Below are 16424 nucleotides of genomic sequence, written 5' to 3'. Positions count from 1 at the left end.
CCGCGCGGGACACGAATCGTCCGACCTCCGACGAAGCACCCCACGCAAACAGAGTACCCGCTTGGCTCCGTTTGTATATGTCAGCAATGCAATCCACCCTGCACCCTGCATGAAAAACGGCCGGCGCGCATTCGCGCTGCCGGCCGTTGCTCCGCTACCGCATTACTGCGGCGTCGGTTCGCCTTGCGGCGCGCCGTTCGCGGCGTCGTTCAGCAACGCCTTGGCCGACAAACGCACGCGGCCCTTCTCGTCCGTCTGGATGACCTTCACCTTCACTTGCTGGCCGTCCTTCAGGTAGTCGTTGATGTCCTTGATACGCTCGTTGGCGATTTCGGAGATGTGCAGCAGACCGTCCTTGCCCGGCAGGATATTGACGATCGCGCCGAAATCGAGCAGCTTGAGCACGGTGCCTTCGTACACCTGGCCCACTTCGACTTCCAGCGTGATGTTCTCGATACGCTTCTTCGCTTCGGCCATCCCTTCGCTGCTCGTGCTCGCGATAGTGACAACGCCGTCGTCCGAAATATCGATCGTCGTGCCGGTTTCTTCGGTCAGCGCGCGGATCACCGAACCACCCTTGCCGATCACGTCGCGGATCTTTTCCGGATTGATCTTGATGGTGATCATGCGCGGTGCGAACTCCGACAATTGCGTGTTCGCGCCCGACACCGCCGAGGTCATCTTGCCGAGGATGTGCATACGGCCTTCCTTCGCCTGCGCGAGGGCGACCTGCATGATTTCCTTCGTGATGCCCTGGATCTTGATGTCCATCTGCAGCGCGGTCACGCCTTGCTCGGTGCCCGCCACCTTGAAGTCCATGTCGCCGAGGTGATCTTCGTCGCCGAGGATGTCGGTCAGCACGGCGAAACGGTTGCCTTCGAGAATCAGGCCCATCGCGATGCCGGCGACGTGCGCCTTCATCGGCACGCCGGCGTCCATCAGCGCGAGGCAGCCGCCGCACACCGAAGCCATCGACGACGAACCGTTCGACTCGGTGATTTCCGACACGACGCGGATCGAGTAGCCAAATTCGTCGGCATTCGGCAGGCACGCAGCCAGCGCGCGCTTGGCCAGACGGCCGTGACCGATTTCACGGCGCTTCGGCGAACCGACGCGGCCCGTTTCGCCGGTGGCGAACGGAGGCATGTTGTAGTGGAGCATGAAACGTTCGCGGTACTCGCCTTCGAGCGCGTCGATGTTCTGCTCGTCGCCCTTCGTGCCCAGCGTTGCGACCACCAGTGCCTGGGTTTCGCCACGCGTGAACAGTGCCGAACCGTGCGTACGCGGCAGCACGCCGGTACGGATTTCGATCGGGCGCACGGTGCGCGTGTCGCGGCCGTCGATACGCGGCTCGCCGTTCAGGATCTGCGTACGGACGATCTTCGCTTCGATGTCGAACAGCACGTTGCCGACGGTTGCCTTGTCCGCCGCCGCCGTGCCGCTTGCCGCTGCGTCTTCTTCGAGCCTGGCCGACGTGGCTGCGTAGACTTCCTTCAGCTTGGCCGAACGCGCCTGCTTGTCGCGGATCTGGTAAGCCGCGAGCAGCTCGGCTTGCGCGAGTTCCGTCACGCGTGCGATCAGCGGCTCGTTCTTCGCCGCCGGTTGCCAATCCCATTCCGGCTTGCCGCCTTCGCGGACCAGATCGTGGATCGCGTCGATCGCGATCTGCATCTGTTCATGGCCGAACACCACGCCGCCGAGCATCACTTCTTCGCTCAGTTGTTGCGCTTCCGATTCCACCATCAGCACCGCGCGTTCCGTACCGGCGACGATCAGGTCGAGCGCCGATTCCTTCATTTGCGGACGCGTCGGGTTCAACACATATTCGTTGTTGATGTAGGCCACGCGTGCTGCGCCGACCGGGCCGTTGAACGGCAGACCGGACACGGCGAGGGCCGCCGACGCGCCGATCAGCGCGGGGATGTCGGCGGGAATTTCCGGGTTCAGCGACAGCACGTGGATCACGACCTGGACTTCGTTGTAGAAGCCTTCCGGGAACAGCGGACGCAGCGGTCGGTCGATCAGGCGCGAAATCAGCGTTTCGCCTTCCGACGGACGGCCTTCGCGGCGGAAGAAGCCACCCGGGATCTTGCCGGCGGCATAGGTCTTTTCGAGGTAGTCGACGGTCAGCGGAAAAAAGTCCTGACCCGGCTTGGCCGTCTTGGCGCCGACCACGGTCGCCAGCACGACGGTGTCTTCGACGTCGACGATTACCGCACCGCTCGCCTGGCGAGCGATTTCGCCGGTTTCGAGGCGAACGTTATGTTGTCCCCACTTGAACTCTTTGACGATCTTATTGAACATAGTCATTGCTTTTCCTCATCGTAATGCCGCGCGGACCAGAAGCGGCGCGGCAACGCCAGAACCGGCGCCACATGGGAAGAGTAGTGTTATGCCATTCCAGAGAACCACGCCCTACGTTGAGTACGCGCGCGAACCGCTGGAATGACACAAAGCTCCGCCCCGAGGCCCGGCCGTGTTTCCTTGTGCTGCTTGCTCTACTACTTTCGTCGTTACTGCAAGTACTGCTTCTTTCCTGCACCCGCCGCATGAAACGGCACGCGACTGCGGACCACAGGCGATGCGCGTCACATGAAGCGCACCGTGCAAAAACAAAATGCCTGTATCAGTGGAACTGACACAGGCATCTTGCTGAACGACCGGCCGATTACTTACGCAGACCCAGCTTCTCGATCAGGCTGCGGTAACGGTCCGCGTCCTTACCCTTCAGGTAGTCGAGCAGCTTACGACGGCGGCTCACCATGCGCAGCAGACCGCGGCGGCTGTGGTGATCTTTCGCGTGTGCCTTGAAGTGAACGGTCAGTTCGTTGATGCGGGTCGTGAGCAGCGCGACCTGAACTTCGGGGGAGCCGGTGTCGTTGGCTGCGCGTGCGAATTGCGCAACGACTTCGGACTTCTTGCTTGTTTCAACTGCGGACATGTCGATTTCCTTGAGAACTAGACAGGCGGTCACGGAAGAAAGGCCGTGCCGTGGATTACCCCGTGTGCATGGCAGGTTGACAACCCTGCTTTACAGCCCTGACTCACAACGGGACGCGTATTGTAGCACAGCGCAATCCGGCCGCGAACCCCGCTGTGCCAGGCCGGATCGTGCCCGGCGCGCGGCCCGCCCGGCGCGCGCGGACCACGGTCAGGGCCGCCGCATCTTGCAGACGCCCGGCAGCACGGTGCGCTCGGGCGGCAACGCCAGCACCGTGCGGAATCCGTAGCCGGGGCCTTCGTTGTCGAAGTGCACGCCCGGCGTGCCGGCCTTGTCCATCTCCATCACGTAGAGGGGCTGGATCAGCTGATGGTCGTCGGCACGCATCGATGAAGCGTGAAAGCCGTTGTCGAAGCGGATCCCTTCCAGCGCGCGGGCGACGACCGTCGGATCGACGCTGCCGGCGCGGTTCATCGCCGCGGCCAGGGTTTCGATCATCAAGGACATGCGCAACACCGGATAGTCGTCCTGCGCGGCCGGGAAACGGGCCCGGAATGCGGCGTACCACGCGTCGGAAGCGGCGCCGCCCGCGTTCGGATGCCAGTCGGCGACCGCGATCACGTGGCCGACGCCGGCGTCGCCCAATGCGGCCGGCGCGCCCAGGCTGTTGCCGTAGAACGTGTAGAACTTCGTGTCCAGCCCCTGCTCCCGGGCTGCCTTCACGAGCAGCGTGAGGTCGTTGCCCCAGTTGCCCGTGATCACCGCGTCCGCGCCGCTTGCGCGGATCTTCGCGATATAGGGCGCGAAATCCTTCACGCGGCCGATCGGGTGAAACTCGTCGCCGACCACCGCGATGTCCGGGCGCTTCGCCGCCAGCGACGAGCGTGCGAGGTTGCTGACGTCATGGCCGAAGCTGTAATCCTGGTTCAGCAGATACACCTTCTTCACTGCCTTGTCGCGCTGGATCACGTCGGCGAGCGCTGCCATGCGCATGCCCGCGTGAGCGTCGAAGCGGAAGTGCCAGAAGCTGCAGTTGGCGTTGGTCAGCGCGGGGTCGTCGGCGGAATAGTTGAGGAACAGCTCGCGGTGGTTCGGTTCGCGGTTGTTCTGCTTGTCGATCGCGCCGATCAGCGCCGCGGCGACCGCCGAACTGTTGCCCTGCATGATGTAGCCGATGTGGCGGTCGGCGGCCGCGCGCAGTTGTGTGAGCGCCTCTTCGGTGCTGCCCTTGCTGTCCAGCACGACCAGCTCGAACGGATGCGCGCCGTCGGCGAGCTTCACGCCGCCATGCGCATTCACCTGCTCGACGCCAAAGCGCAGATTGCGCTCCACCGCCGCGCCCGCGTTCGCGAATGGGCCGGACATGCCTTCGATCAACGCGAGCTGGATCGGCACGCCGGTGGGTTTGCCGGCCGGCTTGACGGTCGGGTTCGCTGCGGGGGTCACCGCGGGGTTGGCCACCGTTTGCGCCGTCGCATAAGCCGCCACGGCCATCGAAATCGCTGCCAGCGCCGCTGCCGCCGCCCGTTGCCACATCGCCATCGTCATGCCCCGCCTGAATCGTCGAAGCGCGGATCATAGGACGTACCGGACGGAATAGGCAAGCCAGCACACGCGTTACCGTACTAAGCGCACGGGCTTGCGTGACGCGCAAATCTTTTGCCGCAGCGCGTGTCAAAATATTGCGTCTCGATGATAAAAACCGCTACTCAAACGCCATCGGAGGAATCCATGTTGAACCGCCACCACTCCACGGCGGCCTCGATCAGAACGCCGGCCGCCGGACGTCTGCGGCGCGCGGCGCTCGTCTGCCTGAGCGCATTAACGCTCGCCGGCTGCGTGCAGCCCTGGCAGCATTACAGCCAAGGCGCGGACGAATCGACCATCATCACGCGCCTCGGCCCGCCGCGCGAAAGCTACGACCTGCCGAACGGCGGCAAGCGGCTGATGTGGCCAACCCAGCCGATGGGCGAAACCACCACCGCCGCCGATATCGACGCGGCCGGCAAGATCGTCAACGTGCGCCAGGTGCTGCAACCCAACGAGTTCTATCGGGCCGAAATCGGCAAATGGACCAAGAGCGACGTGCTGGTCAATTTCGGCCGCCCGGTCGAAACGTCGTACTTCCCGTTGATGAAGCGCGAGGTCTGGACCTATCGCTACCTGGAAGACAACGTCTGGTACATGATGTACAGCTTCTATTTCGACGAACAGGGCATTGTGCGGCTCACGCAGAAAACGCCTGACCCGCTGCACGATCCGGATCGCCGCTCGTTGTTCTGAGCGCTTGCTCGAACGCGATACGCTGGCCTCGACGAAGCCGCCTTCCCCAGGCGGCTTTTTTTTATTTTTGGCGCATACGTGCGAATTTTATTTCGGGCACAGCGGATTTATTTTTTGATAGAAAGGCGTTCGTAAGCATAAATTCGATGCCGGCTCCTCAGGAGCAGCACGGGTACAGCCGTGATCCGGCGCCGGATGGATGCTCCCCCACTTACGGAGCCGCTATCGATGAACCGTCCCAAACGTCTGCTGGTCGCCAACGTTGCATGGGCGCATGAAACCGCCGCGCGCAACCCCGGCTTTTTCTGCGATCTGGTGCGGGGCCAGAATCCGCATGTGCTGTGGATCGGCTGCTCGGATAGCCGCGTGCCCGCTGAAACGATCACGCATTGCGAGCCCGGTGACCTGTTCGTCCATCGCAACATCGCCAACCTCTTTCATTCCGACGACGACAACTCCGTGAGCGTCCTCGAATACGCGTTGCGGGTGCTGAAGGTCGGCCACGTGATCGTGTGCGGGCACTATGGCTGCGGCGGCGTGCGCGCCGCACTGCTGCCGCCGGATCCGGGGCTGCCGCATGTGAATCGCCGGATCGCCGCGCTCTGCGCGTTGGCGACAACCCATCGCGAAGAACTGCGCGGCCACGCGAGCGTGCGTGAACGAGTCGACCGCCTCGCCGAACTGAACGTGCTCGAACAGGTACGCCGGCTACGCGCGAACCCGATCGTGCAGGAAGCCAACCCGGCACCACTCGTGCACGGCTGGATCTTCGCGCTCGACGATGGGCGCATCAAGGTCCTCACATCCGGCTACGAAGCCGACGACGCGATGACCTGCACGACCGCCGCCCATAGCGCCGCGTAGTACACCGCGCAGTACACCGCAACATGCGCCGCGTCGTTCGAACCACAGGCGAAACCGACGCTGGAACCGAAGCCGGTCCAGCTTACTTCGTGCTTCCGCCGCCACCCCTTACCGCACCGACACCATGAACCTTCGAGCTTTCTTCTCCACGTTTCAGCGCGACCTGCTTGCGGGCACGGTCGTTTTTCTGGTGGCGCTGCCACTCTGTCTGGGCATCGCCAACGCATCGGGCGTCGAACCGTTCGCCGGGCTGGTATCGGGCATCGTCGGCGGGCTGGTGGTGGCCGTGCTGAGCGGCTCGCGCCTGAGCGTCAGCGGTCCCGCAGCGGGTCTGGTGGTGATCGTCGTCGACGGGATCGCGCAACTCGGCAGCTTTCCCGCCTTCCTGCTGGCGGTGTTGCTGTCCGGCGCGATCCAGTTCGGCTTCGGCATGCTCAAAGCCGGCCGGTTCGCCGCCTATGTGCCGTCGCCGGTCATCAAGGGGATGCTCGCGGCCATCGGCGTGCTGCTGATCGTCAAGCAATGTCCCCTTGCGCTCGGGTTGGGGGGCGCGCAGGCGTCGTCCGGCGCGCAAGCCGCTGTGCAGGCGGGCGGCACGGTGGCGACGCCGCTCGGCTCGATCTCGCTGACGGCCGGTTTGATCACGTTGCTGTCGCTCGCGATCCTGCTCGGCTGGGAAACGCGCGCGCTGCGCCGCTTCGCGCTGGTGCGCCTCGTACCGGCGCCGCTCGCGGTGGTGCTGCTGGGCATCGGCGCGACGTTGCTGCTGAGCCTGCTGGCGCCGTCGCTCGCGCCGCCGGCCGAACATCGGGTCGCGCTGCCGTCGCTGGAATCGTTCGCGGCGCTGCGGGTCGCGCTCGAATGGGCCGACTTCGGGCCGCACTTCGCACAGCTCGTCAACCCCGACGTCTGGCGGGTCGCCATCACGCTCGCGATCGTCGCGAGTCTTGAAACGCTGTTGAGCCTGGAAGCCGTCGAGCAGATCGATCCCGCGCGGCGCCGCGCGCCGCCAGATCGCGAACTGAAGGCTCAGGGTGTGGGCAACCTGATCGCGGGTGCGATCGGCGGCCTGCCGATCACGTCGGTGATCGTGCGCAGCTCCGCCAACGTCCATGCGGGCGCGCACAGCCGGCTGTCGGCGATCATCCACGGTGTACTGCTGCTGGTCAGCGTGTTTGCGCTGACCAGCGTGATCAACCTGATTCCGCTCGCCTGCCTGGCGGCGATCCTGATCTTCACTGGAGTGAAGCTCGCCAAGCCGTCGTTGTTCGTCGCGATCGCGAGGCATGGGTTCGCGCCGTTCGCGCCGTTTATCGTCACGCTGCTCGGCGTGCTCGCGACCGATCTGCTGATCGGCATCGTGCTCGGCATTCTGTGCAGCGTGCTGCTCGCGCTGTACGCGAACCTGCGCAGTCCGATCGTGCTCGCGCAACATGGCGATCACTATCTGCTGTCGTTTCGAAAAGACGTGTCATTTCTCGGCAAAGTGCCGCTCAAGCACTACTTGCAGCAGATTCCCGACGGCGCGACCGTGATCGTCGACGCGACGCGCGCCGATTTCGTCGACCACGACGTGCGCGAACTGCTCGACGCATTCGTCGCCGACGCGCCGCGCCGCGAGATCGCCGTCGACGTACGGCATCAGGTTCAGGCGCAGGCTCGCGCGGCACGCGGCTGGTCGGTGCGGCGCCCGGCTGCGGAGTAGTTCGCGGGACATCCAAAACACGCGAAACGCCGTGCATATAACGTCATGGCATGCGCGCAGCCATGCCGGCGCAGCAAAACAAAAGCCCCGTGCCTTCAACGGCACGGGGCTTCTTCGACATAAGCGGTCACGCGATCAGCGCGCCGCGCTCGCGTCACTCCGAGCGTTGCGGATTCAACTTGTCGAAATTCGAATACAGCTTGTTGAGCGCCGAGATATATGCCTTCGCGGAAGCCGCGACGATATCCGGATCGGTGCCCACGCCGTTGACGACGCGCCCGCTCTTCGACAGGCGCACGGTCACTTCACCTTGCGCCTGCGTGCCGGTGGTGATTGCGTTGACCGAGTACAGCAGCAGTTCCGAGCCGCTGCCCACTTCCGTTTCGATCGCGTTGAGCGTGGCGTCGACCGGGCCGTTGCCGCGCGCTTCGCCAGTGATCTCCTTGCCTTCCACCGAGAACACGACCTTCGCGTGCGGCTGCTCGCCGGTTTCCGAATGCTGCGCCAGCGACAGGAACTTGTAGTGCTCCTTCTCCTGCGCTTCAGCGGATTCCTCGGTGACGATCGCGATGATGTCCTCGTCGAAGATTTCCGACTTGCGGTCGGCCAGTTCCTTGAAGCGCGCGAACGCGGTGTTCAGTTCGGCTTCGCTGTCGAGCGCGATGCCGAGTTCCTGCAAACGCTGCTTGAACGCATTGCGGCCCGACAACTTGCCGAGCACGATCTTGTTCGCGCTCCAGCCCACGTCTTCGGCACGCATGATTTCGTAGGTGTCGCGCGCCTTCAGCACGCCGTCCTGATGAATGCCCGACGCGTGTGCAAACGCGTTCGCGCCGACCACCGCCTTGTTCGGCTGCACGACGAAACCGGTGATCTGCGACACCAGCTTCGACGCCGGCACGATCTGCGTCGTGTCGAGACCGAGTTCGAGGCCGAAGTAATCCTTGCGGGTCTTCACCGCCATCACGATTTCTTCGAGCGACGTATTGCCCGCGCGCTCGCCGAGGCCGTTGATCGTGCACTCGACCTGACGCGCGCCGCCGATCTTCACGCCGGCGAGCGAGTTCGCCACCGCCATGCCGAGGTCGTTATGGCAATGCACCGAGAACACTGCCTTGTGCGAGTTCGGAACGCGTTCGCGCAGGGTCTTCACGAGCTGGCCGTACAGTTCCGGCACGCCATAGCCGACCGTGTCCGCGATGTTGATGGTGGTCGCGCCCTCGGCGATCACCGCTTCCAGCACGCGGCACAAAAAGTCCATGTCAGAGCGGCTGCCGTCTTCCGGCGAGAACTCGACGTCGTCCGTGAACTTGCGGGCGAAACGCACCGCCAGCTTCGCCTGCTCGAACACCTGGTCGGGCGTCATGCGCAGCTTCTTTTCCATATGCAGCGGCGACGTCGCAATGAACGTGTGGATGCGGAAATGATCGGCTGGCTTGAGCGCGTCGGCCGCGCGCTGGATGTCTTTGTCGTTCGCGCGGGCGAGCGAGCAGATCGTGCTGTCCTTGATCAGGCCCGCGATCGTGTGAATCGAATCGAAGTCGCCATTCGAGCTCGCCGCGAAGCCGGCTTCGATCACGTCCACTTTCATCCGTTCGAGCTGCTTCGCGATACGGATTTTTTCTTCCTTCGTCATCGATGCGCCGGGCGATTGCTCGCCGTCACGCAACGTGGTGTCGAATATGATCAGTTTGTCGGACATGTCGGGTCTCCTGGGGAGTCGTTCAGATGTGGGGATCGGATCTTGGAATTCAGGTGTTTGCGCCACCGCTGGCGACGCTCAACCGCAGACGAGGCAGGCGGAGGGCAAAACGATTGGCGACGCTCAGCGCGGCAGCCGCGCCAGCACTGGCGCGCCTAGCGGTGCGCCGGCTTGTTGAGGCCCATGTAGCAACTCAAAGGCGAACGTTGACGCAGTCATCCGACGACTATAGCGGCATTCCCGCCGCCACGCAATTGGCGTCAGACCTGCCTTTGAAGCGCCGCCAAACCAGCTCGCCAAAAGAAAAACGGCAGCCCTAAGGGTGCCGTTTTTTCATGTCACTACGAGGATGCGCGACCTGGGTCGTTACCTGTCGTGCGCCACCGAACGGGCCGGATTCGCCCTGCCCCGCAACGTCTGATAGCCCCAGAACACGTAGCCCGACAGACCGTACAGCACGAACAGGCCGAACAGCATCAGCGGCGGATCGGACGACACCAGCACGAACGCGACCACCACCAGCAGAATCACGCCGAACGGCACGCGATGCCGCACGTCGAGCGCCTTGCCGCTGTAGAACGGCGCATTCGACACCATCGTCACGCCGGCGTAGATGGTCAGCACGAATGCGACCCACGGCAGCCAGACCAGCTTGAGCGGCACGCGGTTGTCGGTGGCGAGCCACACGAAACCGGCGATCAGCGCCGCGGCGGCCGGGCTCGGCATGCCCTGGAAGAAGCGCTTGTCGACCACGCCGATGTTCGTGTTGAAGCGCGCGAGGCGCAACGCCGCGCCCGAACAGTAGACGAACGCCGCGAGCCAGCCCCAGCGGCCGAGGTCTTTCAGAATCCACTCGTACATCACGAGCGCGGGCGCGACGCCGAACGACACCATGTCCGACAGGCTGTCGAACTGCTCGCCGAACGCGCTTTGCGTATGCGTCATACGCGCGACGCGGCCGTCCATGCCGTCGAGCACCATCGCCACGAAGATCGCGATGGCCGCAATTTCGAAGCGCACGTTCATCGCCTGCACGACGGCGAAGAAACCGCAGAACAGCGCAGCCGTGGTGAAGGCGTTCGGCAGCAGATAAATGCCGCGCTTTCTCAGGAACTGCTGACGCTGCGCGCGCCGGCTGTCGACGGCCGCCGCCTCCGCCACCATCGGCTTGTTGCGGCGGAACGGACGCGGTAGCGGTCCGCTGTTACGGGGTCGACGCGGTTTGAATGCGGCCATTCGGAAACCTCCTGTATGCCGCTTTATAGTTCAGCGAGGATGGTGGACGACGCGGACACCTTCTCGCCGATCGACACACGCGGACGGCTGCCCACCGGCAGATACACGTCGACGCGCGAGCCGAACCGGATGAATCCATAACGCTGGCCACGGGTAAGCGGCTCACCAGCACGCACGTAGCACAGAATACGCCGCGCGATCAAACCGGCGATCTGCACCGACGTCACCGTCTGGCCGCCGGCCATTTCGATCACCACCGCATTGCGCTCGTTTTCGAGCGACGCCTTGTCCACCGCGGCATTCAGATACGCGCCGGGGAAGTATTCGACCTTGGAGATCGCGCCATCCACCGGCGAACGCTGCGAGTGGACGTTGAAGACGTTCATGAACACGCTGATCTTCAGCGCCTCACGGTTGGCGTACGGATCATGCGCGGTTTCGACTGCGACGATGCGGCCATCGGCCGGGCACAGCACGGCGTTCGCCTGGGTCGGGATCGGGCGGGCCGGATCGCGGAAGAACTGCACGATGAAGATCAGGATCAGCCAGAACAGCCATGCAATGCCGAACCCCGCGAAGGCGTGAACCAGTAATGCAACGACGGCCGCGATGGCGATGAACGGCCAGCCTTCTCGCGCGATGATCGGATGAGGGTAATTCATGGATGGCTTCTGTGTTTTTGTAAAACCGTAGGATAGCAAAAGCCGCCCAGGGTTCAGCACCCCTGGACGGCTTTTTGATTTGCCCGGCCGACGCGCGAACGCGCCGAACCGGACTTCAGCGATGAAATCGCCTGGTCAGCGCTTAGTTCTTCGACTGGTCGACCAGCTTGTTCTTCGCGATCCACGGCATCATCGCGCGCAGCTTCGAACCGACCTGTTCGATCTGGTGCTCGGCCGTCAGACGGCGGCGCGATTGCAGCGTCGGTGCGCCAGCCTTGTTTTCGATGATGAAGCTCTTTGCGTACTCGCCCGTCTGGATGTCGGTCAGCACGGCCTTCATCGCCTTCTTCGTTTCAGCCGTCACGATACGCGGACCCGTCACGTACTCGCCATATTCAGCGTTGTTCGAGATCGAGTAGTTCATGTTCGCGATGCCGCCTTCGTAGATCAGGTCGACGATCAGCTTCAGTTCGTGCAGGCACTCGAAGTACGCCATTTCCGGCGCGTAGCCCGCTTCCACCAGCGTTTCGAAGCCGGCCTTGATCAGGTCGACCGTACCGCCGCACAGCACGGCTTGTTCGCCGAACAGGTCGGTTTCCGTTTCTTCGCGGAAGTTGGTTTCGATGATGCCGGCACGGCCGCCGCCGTTCGCCGCAGCGTACGACAGCGCGATGTCACGTGCTGCGCCCGACTTGTCCTGGGCAACCGCGATCAGGTGCGGCACGCCGCCACCTTGCGAGTAGGTGCCGCGCACCGTGTGGCCCGGCGCCTTCGGCGCGATCATGATGACGTCCAGGTCGGCACGCGGAATCACTTGACCGTAGTGCACGTTGAAACCGTGCGCGAAGGCCAGTGCCGCGCCTTGCTTGGCGTTGCCGTGGACTTCCTTCGCATAGACTTCGGCGATCTGCTCGTCCGGCAGCAGCATCATGACGACGTCGGCGCCCTTGACGGCTTCCGCCACTTCCTTGACTTGCAGGCCGGCGTTCTCAGCCTTGCTCCACGATGCGCCGCCCTTGCGCAGACCGACCGTGACCTTCACGCCGCTTTCACTCAGGTTCAGCGCGTGCGCATGGCCCTGCGAGCCATAGCCGATGATGGTGACTTGCTTGCCCTTGATCAGGGAGAGGTCGGCGTCCTTGTCGTAGAAAACTTTCATGTCGGTTCCTTGGCTAAATTCGATGAATCAGTGAAATTCAAATACTGCGAATAGTGTGTTGGTATGTTGCTGGCCGGGTTCATGATGCGGCGCCCGGCCTTGTGATCGAGACGTTCAGTCGCGGCACATCAGCGCCGCGCGTCAGACCTTCAGGATGCGCTCGCCGCGGCCGATGCCCGAACTGCCCGTACGGACCGTTTCGAGAATCGCCGTGGAATCGAGCCCTTCGATGAAGGCGTCGAGCTTGTCGCTCGCCCCCGTCAGTTCGATCGTGTAGGTCTTTTCGGTGACGTCGATGATGCGGCCGCGGAAAATATCCGCCATCCGTTTCATCTCCTCACGTTCCTTGCCGACTGCCCTCACCTTGATCAACATCAGCTCGCGCTCGATGTGGGCGCCCTCGGTAAGGTCGACCACTTTCACCACCTCGATCAGGCGGTTCAGATGCTTCGTGATCTGTTCGATCACGTCGTCCGAGCCAATGGAGACGATGGTCATGCGCGACAGCGAACGGTCTTCGGTCGGAGCCACCGTCAAGGTTTCAATGTTGTAGCCGCGTGCGGAGAAGAGACCAACCACGCGTGATAACGCGCCCGGTTCGTTTTCCAGCAGGACGGAAATGATGTGTCTCATGATTCGCTTCTTCCAGATGTTTTGTCGATGTCTGTCGAGCGGTTCGGCGCCGCTTCGTCCGCCCGCGCCTTTTTTGAAGGCGCGCATGACGAAGCCGGCGGCCGGGCCCTCGTTATAGATCTTCCGAACCCATGAGCATCTCGGTGATGCCCTTGCCGGCCTGAACCATCGGCCAGACGTTTTCGGTCGGATCGGTCTGGAAATCGAGAAACACCGTGCGATCTTTCAGGCGCAGCGCTTCCTTGAGCGCCGGCTCGACGTCGGCCGTGCGTTCGATACGCATGCCGACGTGGCCGTACGCTTCGGCGAGCTTCACGAAATCCGGCAGCGCATCCATATACGAATGCGAATAGCGCTTGCTGTATTCGATCTGCTGCCACTGGCGCACCATGCCCAGATAGCGGTTGTTCAGCGAAATGATCTTCACGGGCGTGTCGTACTGCTTGCAGGTCGACAACTCCTGGATGCACATCTGGATCGAGCCTTCGCCCGTAATACAGAGCACGTCGTCGTCCGGGTGCGCCATCTTCACGCCCATCGCCGCCGGCAGACCGAAGCCCATCGTGCCGAGACCACCGGAGTTGATCCAGCGGCGCGGCTTGTTGAAGCGATAGAACTGCGCCGCCCACATCTGGTGCTGGCCGACGTCGGAACACACGAAGGCATTGCCGTCGGTCAGCTCCCACGCCTTCTCCACCACGTACTGCGGCTTGATGATGTCGCTCTTGCGGTCGAACTTCAGGCAGTCTTTCGCGCGCCAGGCTTCGATGTCCTTCCACCAGTCGGCAAGCGCCGCGGTGTCCGGGCCATGCTCGGCCGTCTGCAACTGCTCGATCAGTTCTTTCAGTACTTCCTTCACGTCGCCGACAATCGGAATGTCGACCTTGACGCGCTTGGAAATGGAAGAAGGATCGATGTCGATATGGATGATCTTGCGCGGACGCGACGAGAAGTGCGTCGGGTCGCCGATCACGCGGTCGTCGAAGCGCGCGCCGATCGCAATCAGCACGTCGCAGTGCTGCATCGCCATGTTGGCTTCGTACGTGCCGTGCATGCCGAGCATGCCGAGGAATTTCTTGTCGCTCGCGCGGTAGCCGCCCAGCCCCATCAACGTGTTGGTGACCGGGTAGCCGAGCAGATCGGCGAACTGGTTCAATTCACGCGATGCGTCCGCGAGAATGACGCCGCCGCCGGTGTAGATGTACGGGCGCCTGGCCGACAGCAGCAGTGAGACCGCCTTGCGGATCTGCCCCGAGTGGCCTTTCGTGACCGGGTTGTACGAGCGCAGCGAAATGCTCTTGATCGGCTCGTAGTTACAGGGCGCCTTCGACACGTCTTTCGGAATGTCGATCAGCACCGGGCCGGGCCGGCCGGTACGGGCAATATAGAACGCTTTCTTGACGGTGGCGGCGAGATCCCGCACGTCCTTCACGAGGAAGTTGTGCTTCACGCAGGGACGCGTGATGCCGACCGTATCGCACTCCTGGAACGCATCCTGGCCGATCGCGGCAGTCGGCACCTGGCCGCTGATCACGACCATCGGAATCGAATCCATGTACGCGGTGGCGATGCCGGTCACCGCATTGGTGACACCGGGGCCGGAGGTCACGAGACACACACCGACCTTGCCGGTGGAACGCGCATAGGCGTCGGCGGCGTGGACCGCGGCCTGTTCGTGACGCACGAGGACGTGCTGGAATTTGTCCTGCTTGTACAGCTCGTCGTAAATGTAGAGTACCGAGCCGCCGGGATAGCCCCAGATGAACTCGACGTCTTCGTCGGCCAGTGCCTTCATGAGCACGGTGGCGCCGATAGAGTCAGCTTCGTGAGGGGGGGTCGTATCCGACGTGGAGAATTCCGCGCTGGGCATATTCATTTATTCACCTTTCGAATTTTCGGCAAAAAATTGATCGGGTGCTCTCTGCCGGGCTTGTGGCTCGGGTTCAAGCGGCGCGTCCAGTTGACAGGTGAGCTTCTTGGGCCACACCTCAATTGAGACAAGTCACTTATGTTGCGAACCAGCGACGATATCCGCAGATTCGCGCGCGGTCAAGCAATTATTGCCCTGGCGCCCTGCCCCCGAATCTCGATAGTGACCGGAATCGACCTGAATCCTGTTATGCAGATGCAAGGTGCACCACGTTTCGCCCCAGGCGGCGCAAAAGTTTGTTAGCATCCGCGGGCTTTACGACATTTTTCGACCGATTACGCGCACGCTCGCTGCGCCGACCCCCAAACGGATGGCATCAGACAAGGAACTCGCCGATTTTCTGGCGGGCGTCGAAAGGCGCGCATTCAAGCAGACGGTCTACGCCGTGCGGGACGACGACGCCTCGCTCGATATCGTGCAGGACGCGATGATCAAGCTCGCCGAAAAATATGGCGACCGTCCGGCCGCCGAATTGCCGCTGCTGTTTCAGCGTATTCTGCAGAATGCGATGCACGACTATTTCCGTCGTGCCAAAGTACGCAATACCTGGGTTAGCCTGTTCTCGTCGCTCGGCAACGCGGACGACGACGAATTTGATCCGCTGGAAACCTTCGAGGCCCAGCAAGGCTCGGCCGGCGCCGAGAGCAACGAACAGAAGCTCGAACGCGAACAGGTCTTGCAGTTAATCGACGACGAGATCCAAAAGTTGCCGGCACGTCAACGGGAGGCGTTTCTCATGCGTTATTGGGAAGATATGGATGTCGCCGAGACTGCCGCCGCGATGGGCTGTTCCGAAGGTAGTGTGAAAACGCACTGCTCGCGGGCCACCCACACGCTGGCGCAAGCGCTCAAGGCTAAAGGAATCACGCTATGAGCTCCCTCGAAACTAAAGAACTCGAGTTCGCGCGCCAGGTGCGCCGCGCGCTCGACGAAAACGCCGCCAGCATTCCGCCCGCCACCGTCGATCGACTCGCCGCGGCGCGCCGTGCCGCGCTCGCCCGCAAGAAGCCCGAAACCGTGAGCGCACCGGTGTTCGTGCCCGCTCTCGCCGGCGCCGGTATGCCGGACGGTTTCCGGCAAGTCGAGATCCCGCAGCGCCGCCGTTCGCCGCTGCGCCGCTTTGCGCTCGCGTGGCCGCTCGCCGCGCTGGTCGTGAGCCTCATCGGCATTGCCTACTGGGAAGACCAGCAGCGCACCGCCGAACTCGCCGATATCGATGCCGCCATGCTTAGCGACGACCTGCCGCTCAATGCCTATCTCGACCACGGTTTCAACGCGTACCTTTCACGCGCCCACTGAGCGGGAGATT

General features: G+C 63.0%; 14 protein-coding genes. 5 read left to right on the top strand and 9 right to left on the bottom strand.

Going from position 1 to position 16424, the window contains the following annotated elements; translation table 11 throughout:
• Positions 1 to 162 precede the first annotated feature (162 nt).
• From pnp to HV744_RS16745, 3 genes are all read right to left on the bottom strand, one after another.
• On the bottom strand, positions 163 to 2310 hold the full coding sequence (gene pnp / locus HV744_RS16755) for a polyribonucleotide nucleotidyltransferase (RefSeq protein ID WP_175150590.1): 2148 nt from the start codon (positions 2308 to 2310) through the stop codon (positions 163 to 165).
• Between the two features lie 358 nt (positions 2311 to 2668).
• The gene (gene rpsO / locus HV744_RS16750) at positions 2669 to 2941 is read right to left on the bottom strand and encodes a 30S ribosomal protein S15 (protein ID WP_149673734.1); all 273 of its coding nucleotides are present in this window, start codon (positions 2939 to 2941) and stop codon (positions 2669 to 2671) included.
• 210 nt (positions 2942 to 3151) lie between these two features.
• Positions 3152 to 4483: a branched-chain amino acid ABC transporter substrate-binding protein gene (locus HV744_RS16745; protein ID WP_425497745.1), complete on the bottom strand. Its 1332-nt coding sequence runs from the start codon at positions 4481 to 4483 to the stop codon at positions 3152 to 3154.
• Positions 4484 to 4672: 189 nt separating this feature from the next.
• Here HV744_RS16745 and HV744_RS16740 point away from each other — a divergent pair, with 189 nt between their 5' ends.
• The 3 genes from HV744_RS16740 (at position 4673) to HV744_RS16730 (ending at position 7793) form a co-directional block, all read left to right on the top strand.
• Positions 4673 to 5224: a hypothetical protein gene (locus HV744_RS16740; protein WP_175150588.1), complete on the top strand. Its 552-nt coding sequence runs from the start codon at positions 4673 to 4675 to the stop codon at positions 5222 to 5224.
• Between the two features lie 228 nt (positions 5225 to 5452).
• Positions 5453 to 6088 carry a carbonic anhydrase gene (locus tag HV744_RS16735; RefSeq protein ID WP_175150587.1) on the top strand — a complete coding sequence of 212 codons (636 nt, stop codon included), beginning with the start codon at positions 5453 to 5455 and terminating at the stop codon, positions 6086 to 6088.
• A gap of 124 nt (positions 6089 to 6212) precedes the next feature.
• Entirely contained in the window at positions 6213 to 7793 is a 1581-nt protein-coding gene (locus HV744_RS16730; RefSeq protein ID WP_175150586.1) for a SulP family inorganic anion transporter, read from the top strand.
• Between the two features lie 154 nt (positions 7794 to 7947).
• On the opposite strand, the gene HV744_RS16725 is transcribed toward HV744_RS16730, so the two are convergent.
• From HV744_RS16725 to HV744_RS16700, 6 genes are all read right to left on the bottom strand, one after another.
• Complete coding sequence (locus tag HV744_RS16725) at positions 7948 to 9495, bottom strand: 2-isopropylmalate synthase (RefSeq protein ID WP_175150585.1); 1548 nt, start codon at positions 9493 to 9495, stop codon at positions 7948 to 7950.
• Positions 9496 to 9861: 366 nt separating this feature from the next.
• Positions 9862 to 10731: a CDP-diacylglycerol--serine O-phosphatidyltransferase gene (gene pssA, locus HV744_RS16720; RefSeq protein WP_175150584.1), complete on the bottom strand. Its 870-nt coding sequence runs from the start codon at positions 10729 to 10731 to the stop codon at positions 9862 to 9864.
• A 23-nt stretch (positions 10732 to 10754) separates the two neighbouring features.
• Entirely contained in the window at positions 10755 to 11393 is a 639-nt protein-coding gene (locus HV744_RS16715; RefSeq protein ID WP_175150583.1) for a phosphatidylserine decarboxylase, read from the bottom strand.
• A gap of 142 nt (positions 11394 to 11535) precedes the next feature.
• On the bottom strand, positions 11536 to 12552 hold the full coding sequence (ilvC, locus tag HV744_RS16710; RefSeq protein WP_175150582.1) for a ketol-acid reductoisomerase: 1017 nt from the start codon (positions 12550 to 12552) through the stop codon (positions 11536 to 11538).
• 141 nt (positions 12553 to 12693) lie between these two features.
• Complete coding sequence (ilvN, locus tag HV744_RS16705) at positions 12694 to 13185, bottom strand: acetolactate synthase small subunit (protein WP_175150581.1); 492 nt, start codon at positions 13183 to 13185, stop codon at positions 12694 to 12696.
• A gap of 112 nt (positions 13186 to 13297) precedes the next feature.
• Entirely contained in the window at positions 13298 to 15061 is a 1764-nt protein-coding gene (locus HV744_RS16700) for an acetolactate synthase 3 catalytic subunit (RefSeq protein WP_175150580.1), read from the bottom strand.
• 364 nt (positions 15062 to 15425) lie between these two features.
• On the opposite strand from HV744_RS16700, the gene HV744_RS16695 reads away from it, so the two are divergent.
• Both HV744_RS16695 and HV744_RS16690 read left to right on the top strand, forming a co-directional pair.
• Complete coding sequence (locus tag HV744_RS16695) at positions 15426 to 15989, top strand: RNA polymerase sigma factor (RefSeq protein ID WP_011487480.1); 564 nt, start codon at positions 15426 to 15428, stop codon at positions 15987 to 15989.
• Entirely contained in the window at positions 15986 to 16414 is a 429-nt protein-coding gene (locus tag HV744_RS16690; protein WP_175150579.1) for a DUF3619 family protein, read from the top strand. The genes HV744_RS16695 and HV744_RS16690 overlap by 4 nt, the downstream gene beginning before the upstream one ends.
• Positions 16415 to 16424 lie beyond the last annotated feature (10 nt).

The sequence above is a fragment of the Paraburkholderia ultramafica genome (assembly GCF_902859915.1).
In the GTDB taxonomy this organism is placed as follows: Bacteria; Pseudomonadota; Gammaproteobacteria; order Burkholderiales; family Burkholderiaceae; genus Paraburkholderia; species Paraburkholderia ultramafica.
The sequence above is the reverse complement of the archived record's forward strand: the minus strand, read 5'-3'. Positions and strand labels throughout refer to the sequence as shown.